Source organism: Pseudomonas boreofloridensis, assembly GCF_030580795.1.
GTDB lineage: Bacteria > Pseudomonadota > Gammaproteobacteria > Pseudomonadales > Pseudomonadaceae > Aquipseudomonas > Aquipseudomonas boreofloridensis.
Genome location: NZ_JAUQOQ010000002.1, coordinates 1 through 22,945, shown reverse-complemented (window position 1 = coordinate 22,945; position 22,945 = coordinate 1). Strand labels below are relative to the sequence as shown.

At 65.8% G+C, this 22,945-nt stretch carries 14 protein-coding genes; 6 read left to right on the top strand and 8 right to left on the bottom strand.

Features of this window, described 5'->3' with window-relative positions; genetic code table 11:
• Position 1 precedes the first annotated feature (1 nt).
• Genes Q6A47_RS02280 through Q6A47_RS02260 form a run of 5 tightly spaced genes read left to right on the top strand, consistent with a single transcriptional unit; the run spans position 2 to position 11,430 of the window.
• Positions 2-520: a toxin-activating lysine-acyltransferase gene (locus tag Q6A47_RS02280; RefSeq protein ID WP_029614153.1), complete on the top strand. Its 519-nt coding sequence runs from the start codon at positions 2-4 to the stop codon at positions 518-520.
• 21 nt (positions 521-541) lie between these two features.
• Positions 542-9,469: a two-partner secretion domain-containing protein gene (locus Q6A47_RS02275; RefSeq protein WP_304482835.1), complete on the top strand. Its 8,928-nt coding sequence runs from the start codon at positions 542-544 to the stop codon at positions 9,467-9,469.
• Positions 9,469-10,350 (top strand): PoNe immunity protein domain-containing protein, encoded by an 882-nt coding sequence (locus Q6A47_RS02270; RefSeq protein ID WP_304482834.1) that lies wholly within the window; start codon positions 9,469-9,471, stop codon positions 10,348-10,350. The genes Q6A47_RS02275 and Q6A47_RS02270 overlap by 1 nt, the downstream gene beginning before the upstream one ends.
• 5 nt (positions 10,351-10,355) lie before the next feature.
• Positions 10,356-10,739: a DUF596 domain-containing protein gene (locus tag Q6A47_RS02265; RefSeq protein ID WP_304482832.1), complete on the top strand. Its 384-nt coding sequence runs from the start codon at positions 10,356-10,358 to the stop codon at positions 10,737-10,739.
• Positions 10,723-11,430 carry a GAD-like domain-containing protein gene (locus Q6A47_RS02260; protein ID WP_304482831.1) on the top strand — a complete coding sequence of 236 codons (708 nt, stop codon included), beginning with the start codon at positions 10,723-10,725 and terminating at the stop codon, positions 11,428-11,430. Before Q6A47_RS02265 ends, Q6A47_RS02260 begins: the two co-directional genes overlap by 17 nt.
• A gap of 159 nt (positions 11,431-11,589) precedes the next feature.
• Here the strand turns inward: Q6A47_RS02260 and Q6A47_RS02255 are convergent, their stop codons facing one another.
• Both Q6A47_RS02255 and desA read right to left on the bottom strand, forming a co-directional pair.
• The gene (locus Q6A47_RS02255; protein ID WP_304483201.1) at positions 11,590-12,618 is read right to left on the bottom strand and encodes a GGDEF domain-containing protein; all 1,029 of its coding nucleotides are present in this window, start codon (positions 12,616-12,618) and stop codon (positions 11,590-11,592) included.
• Between the two features lie 98 nt (positions 12,619-12,716).
• Positions 12,717-13,901, bottom strand: coding sequence for a delta-9 fatty acid desaturase DesA (desA, locus tag Q6A47_RS02250; protein ID WP_304482830.1), 1,185 nt, complete (start codon positions 13,899-13,901; stop codon positions 12,717-12,719).
• 249 nt (positions 13,902-14,150) lie between these two features.
• Here desA and dibA point away from each other — a divergent pair, with 249 nt between their 5' ends.
• A complete protein-coding gene (gene dibA, locus Q6A47_RS02245) occupies positions 14,151-16,046 on the top strand; it encodes a phosphodiesterase DibA (RefSeq protein WP_304482829.1) in 1,896 nt (631 codons plus the stop codon).
• 76 nt (positions 16,047-16,122) lie between these two features.
• Here the strand turns inward: dibA and Q6A47_RS02240 are convergent, their stop codons facing one another.
• From Q6A47_RS02240 to Q6A47_RS02215, 6 genes are read right to left on the bottom strand one after another with little or no spacing between them, the layout of a single operon-like run.
• Positions 16,123-16,767 carry a methionine ABC transporter permease gene (locus Q6A47_RS02240; protein ID WP_039581473.1) on the bottom strand — a complete coding sequence of 215 codons (645 nt, stop codon included), beginning with the start codon at positions 16,765-16,767 and terminating at the stop codon, positions 16,123-16,125.
• On the bottom strand, positions 16,757-17,866 hold the full coding sequence (locus Q6A47_RS02235; protein ID WP_304482828.1) for a methionine ABC transporter ATP-binding protein: 1,110 nt from the start codon (positions 17,864-17,866) through the stop codon (positions 16,757-16,759). The genes Q6A47_RS02240 and Q6A47_RS02235 overlap by 11 nt, the downstream gene beginning before the upstream one ends.
• A 1-nt stretch (position 17,867) precedes the next feature.
• Positions 17,868-18,668: a MetQ/NlpA family ABC transporter substrate-binding protein gene (locus Q6A47_RS02230; RefSeq protein WP_295481240.1), complete on the bottom strand. Its 801-nt coding sequence runs from the start codon at positions 18,666-18,668 to the stop codon at positions 17,868-17,870.
• A complete protein-coding gene (locus Q6A47_RS02225; RefSeq protein WP_304482827.1) occupies positions 18,661-20,049 on the bottom strand; it encodes an LLM class flavin-dependent oxidoreductase in 1,389 nt (462 codons plus the stop codon). Before Q6A47_RS02225 ends, Q6A47_RS02230 begins: the two co-directional genes overlap by 8 nt.
• Positions 20,049-21,230 (bottom strand): SfnB family sulfur acquisition oxidoreductase, encoded by a 1,182-nt coding sequence (locus Q6A47_RS02220; RefSeq protein WP_295481238.1) that lies wholly within the window; start codon positions 21,228-21,230, stop codon positions 20,049-20,051. Before Q6A47_RS02220 ends, Q6A47_RS02225 begins: the two co-directional genes overlap by 1 nt.
• Positions 21,231-21,277: 47 nt before the next feature.
• On the bottom strand, positions 21,278-22,519 hold the full coding sequence (locus Q6A47_RS02215; protein WP_116889704.1) for an SfnB family sulfur acquisition oxidoreductase: 1,242 nt from the start codon (positions 22,517-22,519) through the stop codon (positions 21,278-21,280).
• Positions 22,520-22,945: the final 426 nt, after the last annotated feature.

Below are 22,945 nucleotides of genomic sequence, written 5' to 3'. Positions count from 1 at the left end.
CATGCGTCTGGACACGTTCGAGATCACCGCCCCGGCCGTCTTTGACGAGCCGTGGAACGAAGCCACGGTGCTGGGTTGCGCCACCTGGTTGTGGATGCAGTCCGAGGCGCACCGCGATGCGCCGCTGCACACCCTGTCGAGCCTGCTGCTGCCGGCGCTCAAGCAGCGCCAGTTCGTGCTCGGCAGCGAGCACGGCAAACCCGTGTTCTACCTGTCGTGGCTGAGCCTGAGCGAGGAGGCCGAACGGCGCTACCTGACCCGCTCCCCGGTGGAAATGGACCCGGACGACTGGCACAGCGGCGAGCGCCTCTGGGTCAACGACTGGATCGCCCCGTTTGGCCACACGGCGGTGCTCAGCCGCCTGCTGCTCAGCCGCGTGTTTCCCGACCGCTGCGCCCGTGCGCTGTATCACAAGGGCGAGCAGCGCGGTTTGAAGATCAAGACATTTCACGGCATCGGCGTGATCCCCGAACAGGCTCGCGCCTGGTTCGCCGCTCATCCACTGGCCACCGGCGCCTGAGTCGCCAGCAAAGGGACTTGCATGAACAAGCATCTGCACCGCGTCATCTTCAACAAGGCCCGTGGCCTGCTCATGGTCGTGGCCGAGAACGTCAGCCGCCAGGGCAAGGCGCCGGGTACCCGTGAGGCCGCCAGTCACGCCGACGCGGCGTGCGTGGTCACCCTCGGCCGCCTGCGCTTCGCGCTGATGGGCGCGCTGGGGCTGATCAGCCTTGGCGTGGCGCCGGCCTGGGCCAACGGTATCGTCGCCGACCCCAGCGCGCCCGGCGGGCAACGGCCGATGATCATCGAAAGCGCTAACGGCACGCCGCAGGTGAACATCCAGACGCCGAGCGCGGCCGGGGTCTCGCGCAACCAGTACAGCCAGTTCGACGTGGACTCGCGCGGCGCCATCCTCAACAACGCCGGCAACAATGCCCAGACCCAGCTCGGTGGCTGGATCGAGGGCAACCCCTACCTGGGCAACGGCAGCGCGCGGGTCATCCTCAACGAGGTCAACGCCAGCAATCCCAGCCAGTTGCGCGGCTATGTCGAGGTGGCCGGACAACGCGCCGAGGTGGTGATCGCCAACCCGGCCGGTATCACCTGCGACGGCTGCGGCTTCATCAACGCCGACCGCTCCACCCTGACCACTGGCCGCGCCCAGCTCGAAGACGGGCGCATCGTCGGCTACCGCGTCGAAGGCGGTACCCTGACCATCACCGGCAAGGGCCTGGATGCCCGCGACAGCGACTACACCGACCTGATCGCCCGGACCGTGCAGGTCAACGCCGGGGTCTGGGCGAACGACCTCAAGGTCACCACCGGTCGCAACCAGGTCAGTGCCGACAACAGCCAGGCCAACGCCCTGGCCGATGACGGTAGCGCCAAGCCCGAGGTGGCCATCGACGTCGCCGAGCTGGGCGGCATGTATGCCGGCAAGATCAAGCTGGTGGGCACCGAAGCGGGCGTCGGCGTGCGCAACGCCGGGCAGATCGGCGCCATGGCCGGTGAAGTGACCGTCACCGCCGACGGACGACTGGTCAACCAGGGTGCCATCAGCAGTGCCGCCGACACCGGTTTGGCCACCGGCGGCGGTGTGGATAACCGCGGCAGCGTCTACGCCAAGGGGGCGGTGCAGGTGAGCACGGCCGGGGCTGTGGATAACACCGGCACCGTGGCGGCCCAAGGCGATGTGCGCATCCAGGCGGCCAAGCTCGACAGCGCCCGCGACGCCCTGCTGGCGGCCGGTGTCGATACGCAAGGTGTATCCAGCGGCAACGCCACCTTGCAGGTCCAGGCGCAGCAGATCGCCGCCAACGGCCAGAACCACGCCAGCGGCGCGGTCGATCTCAAGGCTGGCACAGTGGACCTGCGCCACAGCCAGACCCAAGGCGCCACGCTGGCGCTGAGCGCAGACAAGGGCAACCTGGACCTCAGCGACAGCACCCTCGACAGCCCCGGCGCGTTGCAGGCCAGCACGGGTGGCACACTGCGCAGCGATCGTGCGCAGGTCAACGTCGGCCAGTTGCAGGTCGATGCGGTCGGCTTGAGCAACCAGGGCGGGGAGTTGGTTCAGACCGGCAGTGCCGACAGCCGTATCAAGGTCCGCGACAACCTCGACAACAGTGACGGTCGCATCGCCAGCAACGCGCGCAACCTCAGCCTCGACAGCAGCACCCTGAACAACCGCCAGGGCAAGGTCGAGCATGCCGGCAGCGGCCAGTTGGACGTGCGCGCCCGCGAAATCGACGGCACCGCTGGCACTTTGGCCAGCAATGGTGCGCTGCAGATCAGCGCGCAGAAGGCCGTGCTCGCCCAGGGCCAGGCCCAGGGCCGCCAGGTGACTCTGGACAGCCCTCAGCTCGATACCCGCAACGCCACTGTGATCGCCACCCAGGGCGGCGCCTTGCAGGTGCGCAACGCCACGCAACTGGACAATCGCGGCGGCACGCTGGCCGCAGGCGGCAGCCTGGACATCGCCGCGACCGTAGTGCGCAACGACGGCGGCACCCTCAGCGCAGGTGGCACCCTCGACCTGCGCAGCGACCGTGTGGATAACCTTGCCGGCACCATTGCCGCCACCCAGGCCATGCAGATCATCGCCGGCCAGTTGGACAACACCGGGGGCACCCTGGGCTCGGTCGCCGGCAGCGTGCGCCTGGACGTCACCGACGGCACCCTGCTGAACGCGGGCGGCCGTATCGAAGCCGCAGGCCTGGTCCAGGTCGCGGCCAACGGCGTGGACAACCGCCAGGGCACCCTCAGCGCGGGCCAACTGTCGCTCAATAGCCGCCGCCAAACCTTCGACAACGACGGCGGCACCCTCGACGCCGGCGCCACGCTCGACGTGCGCAGTGGCGAACTGCACAACAGTGCCGGCCTGATCCAGGCCGGGGGTCGCCTGTTCATCGACACCGGCAGCCAGGCCCTGCACAACGCCAATTCCGGCAGCGACAAAGGCATCGTCGGCCAGGATGCGGTCGAGCTGCGCAGCGGCCACTTGCTCAACGACCGTGGTTTCATCGCCGGTAAAGGCAATGTGCTGTTGGTCGCCCCCGTGCTGGAAAACCGCGGCGAGGTGGTCGGCGAGCGTCAGGTGCAGGTGCAGGGCGAGCAGTTGGACAACCAGGGCGGCAAAATGCAGGCCCGCGGCGACCTGCAATTGACGCTGCGCGACGCTCTCGACAACCGCGACGGCCTGCTGCGCAGCGCCGGGCAGCTCAGCCTGCAGACCGCCCAGGTGGACAACCGCGCCACGGCCGTCACCGACAAAGGCATCGAAGCGCAATCCCTGCTGCTGCGCGCCGATGCGCTGGACAACCGCGAAGGCGCCCTGCGCGCGGATCAGGCCATCGACCTGGGCCTGGCAGGCACCCTGGACAACGACAAGGGCCTGGTGTCGGCGGGCGGCGAACTGCGCCTGGCCGACCGTGACGCGGCGCAGTCGCGGCTGCGGCTGGAAAACGGCAGCGGCACGCTGATCGCTGGGCGTCTGCTGGCGATGAACGCCGCCTATTTCAGCGGCAGCGGCCGGGCGTTGAGCCTGGGCGATCTGCTGCTGCAACAGCAGGGCGACCTGACCCTGGCCGGTCAGGTGCAGGCCAACGGCACGCTGGCGCTGGAGGTTGGCGGGCAACTGAACAACAGCGGCAAGCTGCTGGCCGGCAAAGCCCTGAGCCTGCGCGCCGCGCAGTTGGACAACCGCGCCGAGGGCGAGCTGTCGGCGACCCAGGTCGATCTGCGCCTCAGTGGCCAGTTGACCAACCGTGGTCTGATCGACGGCCAGCAGGTGCGCGTGCAGGCTGACGAACTGTTCAACCTCGGCACCGGGCGCGTGTACGGCGACCGCCTGGCCATCGCCAGCCGCAGCGTGGTCAACCGCGACGAGAATGATCACGCGGCTACCATCGCTGCCCGCGAGCAACTCGACATCGGCAGCCAGCAACTGGACAACCGCGAGCAGGCGCTGATCTTCAGTGCTGGCGACCTGGCCATCGGCGGTGCGCTGGACAGCGACGACCATGCCAGCGGCCGCGCCACGCTGCTCAGCAATGCCAGTGCCACCCTCGAAGCCTTGGGCGACCTGCGCCTGGCGGTGGGCGAGCTGCGCAACACCAACGAGCATTTCAGCACCACCGAGGTACTGGTGAGCACCGAGCAGTTGCGCGAATACCAGCTCAGCGGCTCGCCGACTCGCTACCGGCCGGACCAGATTTCCGTCTACAACGACGAAGTGGACCACCTCAATACGCCCGAAGGCACCCGCGACAACTTCAACCGCTACGACTACACCCGCAGTGTCAGCGAGACCCGCATCGCCACTTCCGCGCCAGGCCAGATCCTCGCCGGCGGCGACCTGACCTTCAGCGGCGATACGGTGTTCAACGACAAGAGCCGCATCCTCGCCGGTGGCCTGTTGCAGGCTGGCGCGGCGCAGGTGACCAACACCGAAGTGGATGGTCGGCGGGTGACCACCGATGCGGGTACGGCCACCAACTTCTACCGCATCCAGCGCAAAGGGCGCGACCGCCAGGGCACCAGCGTCGCGGCTTACCGCCCGGCGCCGCTGATCCAGGACATTGACCTGACGCCGACCGAGTACGGCGAGCACGCCACCATCAACGGCAGCGGCACGCAGATCGCCGGGCGCGACCAGCAGCAGGTCGGCCAGCAGGTGGCCACGGTGGGCGAGGTCAATACCCCGGTCGCCGAGCAGTACCGTGTCGGCGCGGTGGTCTCGGTCAAGCTGGCTGACGGCCAGGGTGTCGCCGACCAGGTGCGCAGCGGCGGGCTGAACCTGGCGCTGCCGAGCAACAGCCTGTTCCAGACCAACCCCGATGCCGTGCGCGGCTATTTGATCGAGAGCGATCCGCGCTTCACCAGCTACCGCAACTGGCTGTCGTCGGACTACATGCTCGACCGCCTGCAGGTCGATCCGGCGCAGACCCAGCAGCGCCTGGGCGATGGCTTCTACGAGCAGAAGCTGATCCGCGAGCAGATCGCCCAGCTCACCGGGCGACGTTTCCTCGACGGCTTCGCCAACGACGAAGCGCAGTACCGCGCGTTGATCGACAACGCAGTGACCGTCGCCGACACCTGGAACCTGGTGCCGGGCGTGGCCTTGACCGCCGAGCAGATGGCCCAACTGACCAGCGATATCGTCTGGCTGGTGTCGCGCGACGTCACCTTGGCCAACGGCCAGACGCGCCAGGTGCTGGTGCCGCAGGTCTACGTGCGGGTGCGCGACGGCGATCTCGACGGCAACGGCGCCTTGATCGCCGGTCAGCAACTGCGTCTGGACCTCTCCGGCGACCTGCTCAACAGCGGCAGCCTGGGCGGGCGCAGCGTGGTGGCGCTGACCGCGCAGAACATCGACAACCTCGGAGGGCGCATCCAGGGCAACAACGTCGCGCTCAAGACCCGCGACAACCTGAACAACCTCGGCGGCCTGATCGGCGCCACCGACAGCCTGGCGATCGAAGCTGGCCAGGATATCACCGTGCGCTCCCTGACCCGCGACAGCAGCAGCGAGCAAGGCAGTCGCAGCAATGTCTCGCGGGTCGCCGGCCTGTTCGTCAGCGGCGAAGGCGGCGCCATGCGCGTGGCCGCCGGTCGCGACCTCAATCTGCTGGGCGCCCAGGTGGTCAATGCCGGTGCTGGTGGCGTCAGCCAGCTCGAGGCTGGGCGCGACGTCAACCTGGGCACCGTCGCCGAGCAGCACCAGCAGGCGATCAGCTGGAACGCCAGCAACTGGCGCAACGAGGCCAGTCGCGGCGAAGTGGGCAGCACCGTGCAGAGTACCGGCGATCTGCGCATCAAGGCCGGGCAGGACATCGCCGCGCGTGGCGCGACGGTGGCCAGCGACCAAGGCATGGTGATGGCCGAGGCTGGGCGCGACATCAGCCTGAGCGCCGCCGAGCAGTATCAGTTCGCCGACGAAGCCCACAAGTTCAAGGGCAAGAGCGGGCTGTTCTCCAGCAAGACCACCACCCTGCGCGACACCGTCAGCCAGACCCAGGCCCAGGGCAGCACCGTCAGCGCCGAGCAGACCTACCTGCAGGCCGGGCGCGATATCCAGGTGCGTGGCAGCGACGTGGTGTCGACCCAGCAGACCGTGCTGGTGGCCGATCGCGATATCGACGTCGAGGCGGCCAGCCAGAGCAGCAGCGAGCGCCATGACAAATCGGTGAAGAAGAGCGGCCTGTTCAGCGGCGGTGGCCTGGCGCTGACCATCGGCACCCAGCAGCAGAGCGTCAAGGACCTCACCACCCGTGAAACCGCACGCGCCAGCACGGTGGGCAGCACCGAGGGCGATGTGCTGATCGAGGCCGGACGCCAGTATCGGCAGGTCGGCAGCGACGTCATGGCGCCCAAGGGCGACGTGGACATCCTGGCTCAGCAGATCGCCATTACCGAGGCTCGGGAAACCACCGACCGCACCCGCGAAACGCTGTTCAAGCAGACCGGCTTCACCGTGACCATCACCAACCCGGTGATCAGTGCGATCCAGACCACCCAGCAGATGCAGCGGGCGGCGAACAAAACCGAGGACGGGCGCATGCAGGTGCTGGCCGCTTCCACGGCCGCGCTGGCGGTGAACAACGCGGCCACGGCGGTGGCGCAGGATCCGGGCGCGGCGGGTGGGGTCAACATCAGCCTGTCGCTGGGCACCAAGAAACAGCAGAGCACCACCGAACAGCACAGCGACACCGCGGCCGGCTCCAAGGTGGTGGCGGGCAACGACGTGCGCCTGCGTGCCACCGGCGCCGGGGCCGACAGCGACATCACGGTACAGGGCAGCGAGATCCGCGCCGGTCGCGATGCCACGCTGGCCGCCGACGGCGACATCAACCTGCTGGCCGCCCGCAACACCAGCCAGTTGGACAGCGACAGCAAGGGCAGCAGCGCCAGTGTCGGCATCGGCCTGTCGTTGGGCGGCACGCGTAACGGCTTCACCCTGGACGTCGGGGTCAACGGCAACCGTGGCGAGGCCGACGGTGAGACGCTCACCCACCGCAACGCCGTGGTCGAGGCGGGCAACCGCGCCACCCTGGTGTCCGGTGGCGACAGCAACCTGCGCGGTGCGGTGGTCAGCGGGCGGGAAGTGATGGCCGACGTCGGCGGTGACCTGAACATCGAAAGCCTGCAGGACACCGACACCTTCAAGGTCGACGAGAAGAGCATGGGCTTCGGCGTCAGCCTGTGCATTCCGCCGTTCTGCGTGGGCATGAGTTCGATCAGCGGGGCCAGCGCCAACTTCGGCGGCACCGACATGGATTCGGACTTCGCCAGCGTCACCGAGCAGTCCGGGATCAAGGCCGGCGACGGTGGGTTCGACGTCCGCGTGGGCGGCAACACCGACCTCAAGGGCGCGGTGATCGCCAGCAGCGAGCAGGCCGTGGCCGAGGACCGCAACCGTCTGGTCACCGGCAGCCTGACCAGCAGCGATATCCGCAACAAGGCCGAGTACGACGCCAGCACCTTCAACGTCGGCGGCGGCTTCAACGAGATCGGCAAGGACCAGCAGGGCAACGTGCAGACCGGTGGCAGCATCACGCCAGGCACCGAGATCCCGACCAACGAGCGCGAACTGGGCGCCAGCCTGCCGATCGCCATCAGCGCGAGCGACAGCGCCAGCAGCGTGACCCGCAGCGGCATCAGCGGCGCTTCGATCCTGATCACCGACGAAGCCGCCCAGCGCGAGCGCAGCGGTCAGAGCGCCGAGCAGACCCTGGCGGGCCTGGACCGCGAGGTGTCCAGCGAGCGTGACGGCAGCAATGCACTCAAGCCGATCTTCGACGAAGAGCAGATCCGCTCGGGCTTCGAGATCGTCCAGGCCTTCGCCAACGAGGCCGGCACCTTGCTGGCGAACAAGGCCAAGGAGGTCGATGCCAAGCGCAAAGCCGCCGAAGAGGCCGAGGCCCAAGCGGACAAGGCCGCAGACCCCACCGCCGCGCTGGCCTTGCGCACCCGTGCGCAAAACCTGCGCAACGAAGCCGACGGCATCGCCGGCAACTGGGGCGCCGGCGGCACCTACCGGCATATCACCACGGCATTGGTGGCGGCCGCCAGCGGCAATATCAGCGCCAGCAACGGCGCCTTCCTCCAGGGCATGGTGGTCAACTACGTGCAGCAGCAGGGCGCTGGCTACATCGGCGACCTGGTGGCCAAGGGCACCTTGGTCGAAGGCACGCCGCTGCACGCCGCACTGCATGGCATCCTGGCCTGCGCCGGTGCTGCCGCCAGCAGCCAGAGCTGCGGCAGCGGGGCTGCTGGCGCGGCGGCGTCGAGCCTGCTGACCGGGCTGTTCTCCGAAGCCAGTCCGAACGAGAGCGAACGCGAGCGCGAGGCCAAGCGCAACCTGATCGTCAGCCTGGTCACCGGGCTCGCCGCCACCTCGAACCTGGACGCCGCCACGGCCACTGCGGCGGCTTCTGGCGCTGTGGATAACAACTGGTTGGCGACGCAGCAGTTGGTGCAGGCCAGGAAGGAGTTGAAGGAGGCCGATGGGCGTATTGCCGAGCTGCAAGTGCTGGGCAAGTGGGCCTATATCAGCAAGAAGCAGGACCTGCTGACCCAGAGCGGTATTGGCGCTGGCCTGGTGGGCGCTGGCTTCGACGATATCAAGGGCCTGGCCCAGTTCGTCATGCACCCGATCCAGGGGCTGCAAGGCATGAAGCAATTGATCGACGATCCGGCAGCGCGCCAGCAGTTTGGCGACGATGTGATCGCCGCCCTGGACCAGAAGATCGACCGCATGGCCGAGGCGCTGGAGAAGGGCGGGGATGAAAAGGCTTTCGAGTTGGGGCGTGACCTGGGTGAGTTGGTGTGGCAGGTGGGAAGCGTTGTTACTGGGGTGGGTGGTGTCGCCAAAGGTGGAGTCAAGCTAGCGAATGTCGGCATCAAATTGGCGACCAATAGCCTGGAAAACATGGCGGGTCTTGGGCGCTTCGAAAAGCTGCTCGCAAAAGGTGGGCAATTCAACCCGAATGGGACGCCCATCATGGACTTCCGCTCCCTGACTAATGCGCAGAAAAGTATTATTGGCGACCTGATGGGGGGTGAGCGGATCCAGCAGGCAGTCCCGGGTGCTCAGAAAATTGGTCGCGCACCAGACATTGGGCAGACGGGTATTGATGATTTGTACAAGGTCAACAAACCTGGTGTGGATTATCTGATCGTTGAGTATAAGTTTGGCGCCTCGACGTTGAAAAACACTCGTGATGGGATGCAGATGAGTGATAGTTGGTTGCAGGGTGGTAACACGAACTACAACCGCATATTAGAGTCCGTGAACGGCAACGCGCGAGTTGCTGACGGCATCAACGACGCCTTGAGGGCAGGGCGTGTGGAGAAATGGCTTGTGCACACTGATCCGTTCGGTAGAGTCAGTGTAGGGGTGTTGGATAAAGCGGGTAGATACGTTCCCGATCCTGTCGCCACGTCGAAATTACTGGGGAGCAAATGATGGTGCGGTCACCTTTGGGCGGTCAGGACTACTGGCAGGAGTGGGTGGCTTATAGCGAAGAATATCTTCTCAAGGCCAGGGCAAACGTCGATACCCCTCCTGGCGACCCCAGCTATGAGCCACAGTACCTTTTCACATTGATGCAGAAGCACTTGCATCAGATGCTGAGACTCTATTCAGCGGGAAATGCAGTGGCGCAAATGACCGCCTACTTTCCCGGCTTGCTCGACGCCTGGGACCGCTCCAAGCGACTGGGGGCTGAGCAGTGGAACGAGGATGAGCAGTACACGCGCAACGCCTGGCGGGTTAATTACGACCACTACATCGTTTGCTTCTGGCTGGTCGGCTTGGCATTGGCTCTGGAAATACCGGACCAGCAGTGGGAGCAATTGCTCACACTCGTAGGGAATGAGGGCGAAGACCATCTGTTGGACCGAATCATCGCCTCCCGCTCACCGCAACGGCGTATAGGTGATGTGCTGCTTTATCCCAAACCCTATGCCCGCTTGCTCAAGGCGATCGATGAACAGCCTGACCAACGAGCGTCTGCATTATTGGATTTCGTTCAACATTGGTATGGCGAAGTCGGTGCAGGGGCGCGCTCAGGTGTGGGTAAGCAGGCAACGGCATTCAAGCACCCTTATTGGTACCGCTACGGCGATGAAAACTTTGAGGGGGGAGCCTATTTCGGCCGCTGGTGCGTGGAGGCAGTTGCAGCGGTGAAGGCGTTTGGACTCGACGACAGGCTATGTCTAGGGCAGGAGCACTATCCCCAAGCGTTGCTCCACCCCGAGCCGCTGCCAGCGCAGCAGAGCCTGGAAGCGCAACCCGAGGAGCGCCGAGGATTCTGGTCGCGGTTATTCAATCGGAAGTCAGGGTAAGGCTGGTGGTGACGATCAGCACAGTTCGATTGAACTCCCCGCCTGTCAGTGAACAAGCCGCTTGTGAGATCGTCGAGTTGAGCGAGGGGTTCGATGTAAATGCGCTGTGGCTCAATATACTTCAGGCGTTACCGGAGTCAGCTTTCGAGGAGCGCAAGACTTTTTTTCTACAGATTTTGCGCAGGCTGCTTACCGAGGGACGGGTCAAGTTAGCGGCTGATTCATTTTTGGATGGCAGCGTTGAGGAACAAGTTGAAGCCTACCGCCTAGCCTTTCCTGATGAACACCAGTTGGATGAAGATATATTCTGGCTAAACAGGGATGGTAAATGCTGGGTGCCAGGAGGCTTCGTTTGGTGCTTTGAGGACGGTCGTGAAGCGTGGACGTGATCCGATTGAATACAATAAAAATGCGTGGGTGTTTTCGCTCCATTCGATAAGTCGTGAAACTATGGCGGGTGCTCAAAAAATGGATGAATATTTCCGGACATTTACTGCCCATTTTGGCGAGCCGCAAGGTCGGAGAAGCGCTCCAGTCTCAAGTATCGAAAAATATCGCTCGAAGCTTCCCGACGCGTTGCTTAGCGTTTGGCAAAGTGAGGGTTGGAGTGCTTACGCGGACGGTCTTTTCTGGATCGTCGATCCCGATCAGTACACGGCCACGCTGAAGCAATGGCTGAGTGGCTCGGACTTAGAGCATGTCGATAACTATCATGTCATTGCGAGAGACGCCTTTGGTTCTCTGTATGCCTGGGGCGAGCGCTACCAGCGTAGCATCACGATATCGAGCCTGGCGGGTGGCATCGTCGCGCTGAAGAGCCAACTGCAACAACGCCAGACGAATCCTGACCGGGCGCTGGGCATCTTTTTCGCAACCGCTACAAAAGCCGACTTCGACTTCGAAGACCGAATGGGTAACCCTTTGTTCGAGCGTGCGCTCGCCAAGCTAGGGCCTGTATCGGAGAGCGAAATGTACGCTTTTGAGCCCGCGCTGAGTCTGGGGGGGCGCGCGGACCTAGATGGTCTGGTAAAAGTCGATATGGATGTACATCTGGCACTGCTTGACCAACTCAGGCGTTGAGTTGACTGATGCTGTGTGGGTCCGTGCGTCTTTGTGCCACGGTCGCTATCGGAGCCAATCGAGATTCTGGACCCGGCCGTAAATCGTCGAAGGACACGTGCCCATGACCGCTATCAGGAGCGATGAGTTTTTTCCGTAGCGCAGCGCCAGCGTGATCTCCTACCCACACACAATCCGATTCTTCCCCTCCCGCTTGGCCTGGTACATCGCCGCATCGGCGCGACTGAACAGGCTGTCCAGGTCGGTGTCCTGGGCTGAAAGTGCAGTCAGGCCCTGGCTGATGGTGACGCTGTAGCGCTGCTCGCCATGGCTGAAGGCCAGGCGTTCGATTTCCCGTTGCAGGCGTTCGGCGATCTGTGCGGCCACTTCGGCGCTGCAGCCGGGGAACACGGCGGCGAACTCCTCGCCGCCGATGCGGCCGAACAGGTCGCCCCGGCGCAGGATGGTCTTGCCGCTGTCGGCGATGCGCTGCAGCACCTGGTCGCCCTCGGGGTGGCCATAACTGTCGTTGATCAGTTTGAAATCGTCGATGTCCAGCAGCAGGAAGGCCAGCGGCGTGCCGTTGTCGCGGGCGCGGTTGAAGGCCTGGCGGGCGCATTCGAAGAAGTGCCGGCGGTTGCTGCTCTGGGTCAGCACGTCGGTGGTGGCCAGGCGCTTGAGTTCGCCTTCCAGGTGCTTCTTTTCGGTGATGTCCTCGGCGATGCCGACGATGATCACCCGCTCGCCCTCGCGCTGCTGGTTGATGTAGCACTTGTCGCTGAGCCAGCGCACTTCGCCCTGGCCGTTGACGATGCGGTACTCGCGGTCCTCGACCGTGCCTTTGACCAGCACTTGGGCCAGGCTGCGCTCGGCGTAGTCGAGATCGTCCGGGTGGATCGCGTCGCGCCATTCGTTGAAGTCGGCCATCAGCAGGCTCGCGGAGCGTCCGTAGATGCGCTCGTAGGCGGGGCTGATGTAGAGCACCTGACGCTTTTCCCAATCGAAGGCCCAGAGCACCGCGTTGACGCTGTCGAGCAACGAACTGAACAGTTGTTCGCGTTCGCTCAGGCGGGCTACTTCGCCTTGGGCATGCAGCAGGGCCAGGAGCATCTGAGCGGCTTCGGGGCGGGGGTCGCCGGTGTGCGAAGAGGGACGTTCTTTGGCCATGAGCACGGATCGGTTCTCGACGAGAGGGCGTGCGGCCGCCAGACAGCCCGCCACGCGGGCGATGATCCGATTTCGAGTCGAGGCAGGGGGTGAAGTTCCGGAGGGCGTGCCCCGAACGGGGGCACGCCGATCAACGGCGGTCAGGCGGCGCCGGGGCGCAGGGAGTAGGTCTTGAGCTGAGCGGCGAAGTCGCGCAGCGACTGGATGCCGCTGGCCTCGGCCTCATGTACCCAGTCTTTGATCGCCGCCAGCATGTCGTGGCCGTTGGCGCTGGTGCGTGCCCAGATGTGCTGCAGAGCCAGGCGTTTCTCGTAGATGGTTTTCAACGCCTGGCTGTGTTCGAGCATCGACTCGATGCGCAGGTGATGGCGGTCCTGCAGCAGGCTGGGTTCACGCGACAACAGGCGCTTGGCACGGCGGAACTGGTGGCGCATCGAGGCATCGACCTTGTTCAGTTCCTGCTTGACCAGCGGGGCGATCACCAGCTTGCGGTACTGGGCCATGATCTGGAAGCGGTTGTTGAGGATCGCCATGGCGGTGTCCATGTCCAGCGACGCCTTGCCCTCGACCCGATGGGCGATGGGCGCCACGCGCTGCACCTTGGCCAGGCGCAGCAGGCACAGCAGGCGAATCCACATCCAGCCCATGTCGAACTCCCAGCGGCGCACCGACAGCTTGGCCGAATTGGGGTAGGTGTGGTGATTGTTGTGCAGTTCCTCGCCGCCGATGATGATGCCCCAGGGCACCAGGTTGGTGGCGGCGTCGCGGCACTCGAAGTTGCGGTAGCCCACCGCATGGCCCAGGCCGTTGACCACGCCGGCGGCCCAGAACGGAATCCACATCATCTGGATGGCCCAGATAGTGATGCCGATGGTGCCGAACAACGCCAGGTCGCTCACCGCCATCAGGGCGATACCGCCGAGCTTGTACCGCGAATACAGGTTGCGCTCGATCCAGTCGTCCGGGCAGTTCTTGCCGTAGATGCGCAAGGTGTCCGGGTTGCGGGCCTCCTCGCGGTACAGCTCCGCGCCCTTGCGCAGCACCGTGCCCAGGCCCTTGTGCACCGGGCTGTGCGGGTCGTCGGGGGTTTCGCATTTGGCGTGGTGCTTGCGGTGGATGGCGGTCCACTCGCGGGTGTTCTGCGCCGTTGTCAGCCACAGCCAGAAGCGGAAGAAGTGCTTGAGTCCGGCGTTGAGCTCCAGGGAGCGGTGCGCGGAATAGCGATGCAGGTAGATGGTGACGCTGACGATGGTCACATGAGTCATCAGCAGGGTGACCGCGACCAGTTGCCAGGCCGAGAGGTCGAGTAGACCGTTATGCCACATGGTTGGAAAAGCCCTCAGAGTAGGGTGGACAACGGGCGCATTATCCCTGGGCGGGGAAATAAAACCAGTCGAGCGTCGCCGGGCAGGCGTGCCATCGGTCTGGTACTGGCCACCGGCCAGGCCGCAAAGGCAGGCCAACCGGGAGGCGTCGGCGCGAAACACGACTTATTAATGAGCCCGGAATTAAAGTCACGGCATGTTTCAGCATTTATACTGCGCCATCATTTTCCCAGGACCGATACGCCCGACATGTCTGTTTCTGTTCGCGACGCCTTGCGCATGGCTGCGCTCTACGTTGTGTTGTCGTTCCTCTGGCTGGCCCTGTCGGAGGTGGTGTTGCGTGGCATGACCGACGACGACCTGGCCCTGACCGTCGGCCGACAGATCAACCTGGTGGTCTGGGTGTTGCTCAGCGCCGGCCTGATCTTCGTCTCGCGGGTGCGCCTGCTGAACTTCATCGGCGTCGGTGCGCGTTTGCGCAGCGAAGACCGCGAGCGCCTGCGCATGGCCGCCGCCGTGTTCGACAGCACCCTCGAAGGCGTGCTGGTGACCGACCGTAACGGTTTGATCGTGCACGTCAATCGCGCTTTCATGCGCATCACCGGCTACCAGCAGGACGAAGTACTCGGCCAGCGCCCTAACAAGTTCAAGTCAGGCCGCCACGACGCGGCGTTCTACAAGCAGATCTACGACACCCTGGAAGCCTGTGGCCAATGGAGCGGCGAGATCTGGAACCGGCGCAAGAGCGGTGAAATCTACCCGCAGTGGCAGACCATCTGCGCCATTCGCGACGACGCAGGCGCGCTCAGTCATTACGTCGCAGTGTTCAGCGACATCAGCGCGATCAAGCATTCCGAGGAAGAACTGACCTACCTGGCCCACCACGACCCGCTCACCGGCCTGCCCAATCGTCTGCTGTTCAGCGACCGTGCCGAACAGGCGCTGGCCGCCGCGCAGTCGAACAAGCGCGGCTGCGCCCTGTTGCTGCTGGACCTCGATCACTTCCAGAGCATCAACGACAGCCTCGGCCATGCCGTGGGCGACCAGTTGCTCAAGCGGGTGGGCGACCGCCTGCGCGATCAGGTCGGCGCCGGTGTGACCCTGGCGCGGCTGGGCGGCGACGAGTTCGCTGTGCTGCTCGAAGGCGGCCAGCAGGTGGCCCAGGCCGCGAGCACCGCGCAGTGCCTGATCGAGCGTCTGCACGAGCCGTTCGAGGTCGAGGACCAGCATCTGTTCATCAGCGCCAGCATCGGCATTAGCCTGTTCCCCAGCGATGCACAGAGCGCCGAGCAACTGCTGCGCAATGCCGACTCGGCGCTGTTCAAGGCCAAGAACAATGGTCGTGCCTGCTATGCGCTGTACACCGAAGAGCTGACCGCCCACGCCCAGCACCGCGTCGAGACCGCCGGCGAGTTGCGCCGCGCCTTGGCCCAGGAGGAACTGCGGGTGTTCTACCAGCCGGTGCACGACCTGCTGACCGGCACCCTGGTCGGCGTCGAGGCGCTGGTGCGCTGGCAGCACCCCGAGCGCGGCCTGGTGCCGCCGGGCGAGTTCATCCCGATTGCCGAGCGCACCGGCCTGATCGCCGATATCGACGCCTGGGTGCTGCTTCAAGCCTGCCGGCAGATGGTCCAGTGGCAGGCCGAAGGGCGTGCGCTGAGCTTCGTTGCGGTGAACCTGTCGAGCCGGCTGTTCGGTCAGCGCGAACTCTATCGTCAAGTCGCCGAGGTGCTGCACGACACCGGCCTGGACCCGGCGCTGCTGGAGCTGGAAGTCACCGAGAGCGCGGTGATGGAGGACCCGGAGGTGGCCATGCAGCAACTGCACCGGCTGCGCGAACTGGGCCTGCGCCTGGCGATCGACGATTTCGGCACCGGCTATTCGTCGTTGCTGCGCCTCAAGCGCCTGCCGGTGCAGAAGCTCAAGATCGACCAAGGTTTCGTCGCCGGCTTGCCGCAGGATGACGACGACGTGGCCATCGTTCGGGTGATCATCGCCCTGGCGCGCAGCATGGGCATGCAGGTGCACGCCGAGGGCATCGAGCAGGCCGAACAGGCGCGCTTTCTGTTGGAGCAGCAGTGCGACCTGGGCCAGGGCTACTGGTTCGGCCGGCCGGTGGCGCCGCAGGCGTTGAATTGGGGGTGACGAGGTCGTGCGCTCGCGGATCCACTCTTCAATCGAAAAGAGCGTTTCGTTCTGACCCGCCTCCAATCACGGCCCCTCAGCGCTTGTTCAAGCCCCTGGCCAGGCGATCCCCGCCCAGCTGAATCACCGCCACCAACGCCACCAGCATGACGATCACCGTGAGCATGATCTGGCTGTCGAAGCGCTGGTAGCCATAGCGATAGGCGATGTCGCCCAGGCCCCCGGCGCCGATGGCACCGGCCATGGCCGAGGAGTTGATCAGCGTCACCAGGGTGATGGTGAAGCCGCCGACGATGCCGGGCAGCGCTTCGGGCAGCAATACGTGCCAGACGATGTGCCAGCGCCGGCAGCCCATGGCCTGGGCCGCTTCGATCAGGCCATGGTCCACTTCACGCAGGCTCACCTCGGCAATGCGCGCGAAGAACGGCGTGGCCGCGATGGTCAGCGGCACCACGGCAGCCCATACGCCGTAGGTGGTGCCGACGATCAGGCGAGTGAAGGGGATCAGCGCCACCATCAGGATCAGGAACGGCACCGAGCGGAACAGGTTGACGAAGCCGCCCAGCACGCGGTTGAGCAGGGGCGCCTGGTAGATGCCGCCCTTGTCGCTGGTGACCAGCAGCACCGCCAGCGGGATGCCCACCAGCAACGCGATCAAGGAAGACACGCCGACCATCAGCAGGGTGTCGAGCAGGCCTTGCAGCAAGCGTTCAGTCCACATGGCCGAGCACCTCCACGTCGGTCGTCCAGCGCCGGGCGCGCTCGAGCAGTTGCGCCGCGCTGTGCGGCGAGCCGCGCACGGCCAGTATCAGCTGGCCCAGGGTCTGGCTGCCGAGGGTGTCGACGCCGCCCTGCAGCAGGGTCACGCGCCCGCCCAGGTCATGCCACAGCGCCGTCAGGTCCGGCTCGCCGAGTACGTGCAGGCGCAGCACCACGGCCGCTTCGGGGTGGCCGGGTCGGGCCTGCAGCGTGCGCTGCAAGCTGTCCGGCAGCTTGGCTTGCAGAGGCGCGAGCAGGCTGCGGGTGACGGCATGGCGCGGTGTGCCGAACACCTGCCAGACCTCGCCCTGCTCGACCGCCTCGCCGCGCTCGAGCACCACCACGCGGTGGCAGATCTCGCGGATCACCGCCATTTCGTGGGTGATCAGCACAATGGTCAGGCCCAGGCGCTGGTTGATGTCGCGCAGCAGGTCGAGGATCGCAGCGGTGGTCTCCGGGTCCAGTGCCGAGGTGGCCTCGTCGCACAGCAGAATCTGCGGGTCGTGCACCAGGGCGCGGGCGATGCCGACGCGCTGCTTCTGCCCGCCCGACAACTGCGCCGGATACACCCCATGTTTCTGTTCCAGCCCCACCAGCTCCAACAGCTCGCGGACCTTGCGCTGGCGCTCCGCCTTGGCCACGCCGGCCACCTTCAGCGGCAGCTCGACGTTCTGGAACACGGTCTTGGCCGACATCAGATTGAAGTGCTGGAAGATCATGCCGATGCGTCGGCGCAGCGCCACCAGTTGCGTTTCGTCGAACGGTGCAATGTCCACCTGGTCGATCAGCACGCGCCCATGGCTGGGTTGCTCCAGGCGGTTGATGGTGCGCAGCAGCGACGACTTGCCGGCGCCGCTGCGGCCGATGATGCCGAAGATCTCGCCACGGCGGATGTTCAGGTCGATGCCGTGCAGCGCCGGCTGGCGCTGGCCGGGGTAGGTCTTGGCCAGGCCGATGAAGCGCACGTGGGCCTGGTTCACGTCCGGGCGCAGCGCGTGCTCGCGTGCCCGGGCAGGTTCGCGGGGAGCCAGGGGCGCCCGCAGGGCGTTGGCGCTGCTCATCTCAACCCTCCCAGCCGGCCTGGTACAGGCTGCCATGGGCCTTGTCCAGGGCGGCGCGCACGGCCGGCGAATGCTGGTAGATATCGACGAACTTGGCCAGGCGTGGATCGTCCTTGCTCTGCGGACGGATCACGAACTGGATCACGTATTCCTTGTTCTCCAGACCGTCGAACAGCAGCGCCGAGGTGGCGTCGAAACTGTTGGCCAGGCGGATGTAGGCCGGGTAGCCCTGCACCAGGTCGGCATCGTCGTAGGCGCGCACCAGTTGCACGGCCTCGACCTGAATGATCTTGAGCTTTTTCGGGTTGTCGACGATGTCGGCTTCGGTGGCCTTGTAGCCCACGCCCGGCTTGAGGCTGATCAACCCGGCCTTGGCCAGCAGTTGCAGGCCGCGCCCGCTGTTGATCGGGTCGTTGGCGATGGCCACGCTGGCGCCGTCGGGCAGGTCGGCGAAGCGCTTGTAGCGCTTTGAGTACAGCCCGACGTTGTTGATGATGCCCGGCGCGTAGGGCACCAGGTCGAAGCCGGCGGCGGCCTTGGCGTTTTCCAGGAAGGGGATGTGTTGGAAGTAGTTCACGTCGATGTCGCCGCTGTTGAGGCTGACGTTGGGCGCGATCCAGTCGCTGAATTCGATCAGCTTCACCTCGAGCCCTTGCTTGTGCGCTTCTTCGACCGCCGCTTCCAGGGGGATGGCGAACGCGGCGGTGGTGCCGATCTTCAGCGGCGGCTCGGCCAGGGCGGCGCTGGACAGGCCCAGGCTGAGCAGCAGGGCCACGGCGGGCCGGTAGAGTTTCTCAAGCATGGTGCAGGGCTCCGGTCGGGACAGGGTCGGGGAAGCGATGGCGGCTGCCGGGGTGATCGGCCGGCAGGTGCGCGCTGGGGCTGGCGAACAGCTTCTGGCGCAAGGTGCCGTCGGCATAGGCGGTCTTGTAGCGACCGCGACGTTGCAGCTCGGGAATCACCAGCTCGATGAAGTCTTCGTAGCTTTCCGGGGTGACGGTGCGGGTCAGGTTGAAACCATCCAGGCCGGTCTCGTCGATCCAGCCGATCAACTGTTCCGCGACCTGCTCGGGCGAGCCCACCAGGGTCACGTAGCGCCCGCCCAGGGCGTGCTGCTGCAACAGACGGCGGCGGGTCCAGGTGCTGTCCTGAAGTATCTTGTTGGCCGACTGGATGGCGTTGCCCGGGCCGGCATGGATCGGCTCGTCAAGGTCGAACGCGGCGAAGTCGATGCCCGTGGAGGCCGCGAAGTGCGCCACCCCGGCCTCGGCGCTGGCATGGCGCAGGTACTCGGCGTGCTTGGCGCGCGCTTCGGCCTCGGTGGCGGCAACGATCACGCTGATGCCCATGAACACCTTGATCGCCTGCGCATCGCGGCCCGCTGCCTGGGCCGCGGCGCGCACCTTGTCGACCTGGGCGCGGGTGCCGGCGTGGGTCTGGCCACCGATGAACACGCATTCGGCATGCTGCCCGGCGAAGCTCAGGCCCCGGCTGGAACTGCCGGCCTGGAACAGCACCGGCGTGCGCTGCGGTGAGGGCTCGCACAGGTGGTAGCCGTCGACCTTGTAGAACTCGCCGTGGTGCTCGACCTTGCGCACCCGTTCAGGCTGCGCATAGACGCGCCGCTGACGGTCGGCGACCACCGCATCGTCGGCCCAGCTCCCTTCGAGCAACTGGTACAGCACCTCCAGATACTCGTCGGCCTGGTCGTAGCGCCGGTCGTGTTCGGGCTGTTGCGCCAGGCCCATGGCGCGGGCGGCACTGTCCAGGTAGCCGGTGACGATGTTCCAGCCCACGCGGCCCTTGCTCAGGTGGTCGAGGGTGGACAGGCGGCGGGCGAACAGGTACGGCGGCTCGTAGGTGAGGTTGGCGGTGAGGCCGAAGCCCAGGTGCCGGGTCACGGCAGCCATGGCCGAGACCAGTAGCAGCGGGTCGTTGACCGGTAGCTGGATCGACTCCTTGAGGGTGACGTCCAGCGATTGGCCATAGACATCGTAGGTGCCGACGATATCGGCGATGAACAGGCCGTCGAACAGCCCGCGTTCGAGCAGGCGCGCCAGGTCGGTCCAGTACTCGATGTCCTTGTAGCGGGTCGAGGTGTCCCGTGGGTGGGTCCACAGGCCATGGTTGATATGGCCGACGCAGTTCATGTTGAAGGCGTTGAGCAGGATCTGCCTGGGCATCAGATCGTCCCTCGCAACGGCGGGTTTTCGCGGTTCAGGTAGTAGTTGCCGATGGCGTGGTATTTCCAGCGCACCGGATCGTGCAGGGTGTGCACCCGCGCGTTGCGCCAGTGGCGGTCGAGGTTGTGCTCGGCCAGGGTGGCGCGGCTGCCGGCCAGCTCGAACAGGGTGCTGCCGGCGGCCAGGGAAATCTCGGTGCTGATCGCCCGCGCCTCGGCGACCGCAATGGAGGCGGCGGCCACCGAGTCGGCATTCGCGTCACGCTGGGCCCGGTCGAGGGCTTCGCCGGCCCGTTCCAGCAGGGCTTCGGCGGCATGCAGGCGAATGTTCAGGCGGCCGAAGGCGTTCAGGGTGAGCGGGTCGGCCGAGGCCTGATCGACGCCAGAGTCGATCCATGGGCGGCTGTGCTGACGGACGAAGGCCAGGGCGTCTTCGACAGCGGCGCGGGCGATGCCGGTGTCGATGGCGGCGTGGAGGATCTGCGCCAGCGGTCCCACCGGGGTCGGCCGTTCGAAGGCGGACTGGAACGGCACGATGTCCTGGGCCTCGACGCGCACGTTCTCGAACAGTACCGAGCCGCTGCCGGTGGTGCGCTGGCCGAAGCCGCTCCAGTCGTCGATCACCTGCACGCCGGGACTGTCGGCGGGGACGAACGCCAGTTGCTGCACGCCGTCGTCGTCGATCACCGAGGTGGGGATGCGCTGGGCGTAGAGCGCCCCGGTGGCGTAGAACTTGCGCCCGTCGATGCGGTAGCCGTCGCCGTCGCGGGTCAGGCGCGTGGTGCGGTCGTGGGCGGTGCGCGTGCCGAGTTCGGCCAGGGCGTTGCCGAAGCGTCGCCCGCCGAGCACCTCGGCGTAGAGGCGCTGCTGCTGCGCAGCGCTGCCGTTCACCCGCAGCACTTCGAGGGCATAGAAGTGATTCTGCGGAATCTGCCCGAGCGAGCTGTCGGCCTGGGCGATGCGGGCGATGACCTTGGCCAGGGTGACGTTGGACACCTGCGCGCCGCCGTAGGCCTTGGGCACGCTGATAGCCCACAGGCCGGAGCGGGTGAACAGTTCCAGCTCGGCGTGGGGCAGGCGCCGTTCGCGGTCGCGCAGGGCACTGCCGCCTTGCAGGTGGCGGGCGAGGTCTTCGGCGACGGCCAGGGCCTGGGCGTCGCTGGTGATCAGGGATGTCGTCATGGGGGGCTCCGGGGCGGAGGGCCGCCAAAGCAGCCCTCGGCGAGCAATCAGATCCAGGAATGCCGCGCAGGCAGCGTGCCGTTGAGGTAGTAGGCGCCGACCGCGTGATACTTCCAGCGCACTGGGTCGTGCAGGGTATGCACCCGCGCGTTGCGCCAGTGGCGGTCGAGGTTGAACTCGGCCAGGGTGGCGCGGCTGCCAGCCAGTTCCAGCAGCTTCTCGCTGGCCAGCAGCGCGATCTCGGTGGTCAACACCTTGGCTTCGGCCACGGCGATGGAGGCACGGGCCGCGGCGGCGGCATCCACCGGCCCGGCATCGACCTCGTCCAGCACCTGTGCGGCCTTGCGCAACAGCGCCTCGGCGGCGTGCAGGTCGAGCTTGAGACGGCCGATGTCGGCGATCACGTAGAGGTCATCGCTGGCGCGCTCGACCTTGGCGTCGATCCAGGGCCGCGACTTGTGGCGCACGAAGTCGATGGCGTCGTCGATGGCCGCTTCGGCGATACCGGCGTCGATGGCGGCCTGGATCAACTGCGAGGCGGCGCCCTGGATGTTCGGGCGCTCGCTCTGGCGCCAGTTGTCGATCACCAGGTCCGCCTCCACCGCGACATGCTCGAGCAGCACCGTGCCGCTGGCGGTGGTGCGCTGGCCAAAGCCGGACCAGTCGTCGACGATGCGCAGGCCGGGGCTGCCGCGGCGCACGAAGGCCAGGCGCTGGCGGCCTTCGTCGTCCAGCGCCTTGACCGACACCCAATGGGCGAACAAGGCGCCAGTGGAGTAGAACTTCTCGCCGCTGAGGCGATAGCCGCTACCGTCGCGGGTCAGGCGTGCCTTGAGGGTGAGGGTGTTCTGCGTGTTGCGCTCGGGACCGGCGTTGCCGATGCGCCAGCCGTCCAGCACCGAGCGGTAGAGGCGGGCCTGCTGGGCCGGAGTGGCAGTGTCGCGCAGCAACTGCAGCAGACCGAACTGGTTCTGCGGGATCTGTCCCAGGGCCGGGTCGGCAGCGCTGATCAGGCGGAACACTTCGGCGAGGGTGACAAAGGATACGCCGGGGCCACCGAACGCTTTGGGCACGCTGATGCTGCCCAGGCCCGAGCGGGTGAACTGTTCGATTTCGGCCCACGGCAACTGGCGCTGCTGATCGCGCTGCGCGGCCTGAGTCCTGGCGGTGTCGGCCAGTTCGCGGGCGGCCTGCAGCGCCTGGGCGTCGTCGCGCAGGATCGCCGCCGGCAGCAGCCGCGGCATGCTGTCGGTCTCGTGGTTCGATTGACTGTTGGCTTGGCTGGACATCAGTGCCGCTCCCTGGCGGCACTCGACGCCCCGAGCGGGGAGAGAGTGTGGCTGACCATTCATGAACCTCACGAAGTGAATGCATCGCGTGCAACTGATTGCGACGGATGAGTGCGGGTCCGGTGGTCCGGTGGATATACCTTATGCGCTTATAAAACCTTTATGAACTAACGCTTTGGAATATGCATAGAAGAGGGTTCTGGCATTCATCGCTGTGCACGGGCGCCGCTCAATCACTTGTAGGAGCGGCCTTGTGTCGCGATTGGGACCTCGCAACGGTCCCAGGTTTTCAGCTTGCCGCAGCCATCGCCGGGACCGCTCTGCGGCCCAATCGCGACACAAGGCCGCTCCCACAAAAACCGCGCTGGATTCTGGAAATCATGCGCTGCAGATGAGCAACAAACGCATGATTCACCTACCACTTAC

Coding starts and splice junctions, on each gene's coding strand:
- Q6A47_RS02240 (WP_039581473.1), bottom strand. CDS start 16,767: ATGTGGACTGAACGCTTGCTGCAAGGCCTGCTCGACACCCTGCTGATG.
- desA (WP_304482830.1), bottom strand. CDS start 13,901: ATGTGGCATAACGGTCTACTCGACCTCTCGGCCTGGCAACTGGTCGCG.
- Q6A47_RS02225 (WP_304482827.1), bottom strand. CDS start 20,049: ATGCCCAGGCAGATCCTGCTCAACGCCTTCAACATGAACTGCGTCGGC.
- Q6A47_RS02280 (WP_029614153.1), top strand. CDS start 2: ATGCGTCTGGACACGTTCGAGATCACCGCCCCGGCCGTCTTTGACGAG.
- Q6A47_RS02270 (WP_304482834.1), top strand. CDS start 9,469: ATGGTGCGGTCACCTTTGGGCGGTCAGGACTACTGGCAGGAGTGGGTG.
- Q6A47_RS02235 (WP_304482828.1), bottom strand. CDS start 17,866: ATGAGCAGCGCCAACGCCCTGCGGGCGCCCCTGGCTCCCCGCGAACCT.
- dibA (WP_304482829.1), top strand. CDS start 14,151: ATGTCTGTTTCTGTTCGCGACGCCTTGCGCATGGCTGCGCTCTACGTT.
- Q6A47_RS02220 (WP_295481238.1), bottom strand. CDS start 21,230: ATGACGACATCCCTGATCACCAGCGACGCCCAGGCCCTGGCCGTCGCC.
- Q6A47_RS02275 (WP_304482835.1), top strand. CDS start 542: ATGAACAAGCATCTGCACCGCGTCATCTTCAACAAGGCCCGTGGCCTG.
- Q6A47_RS02215 (WP_116889704.1), bottom strand. CDS start 22,519: ATGTCCAGCCAAGCCAACAGTCAATCGAACCACGAGACCGACAGCATG.
- Q6A47_RS02230 (WP_295481240.1), bottom strand. CDS start 18,668: ATGCTTGAGAAACTCTACCGGCCCGCCGTGGCCCTGCTGCTCAGCCTG.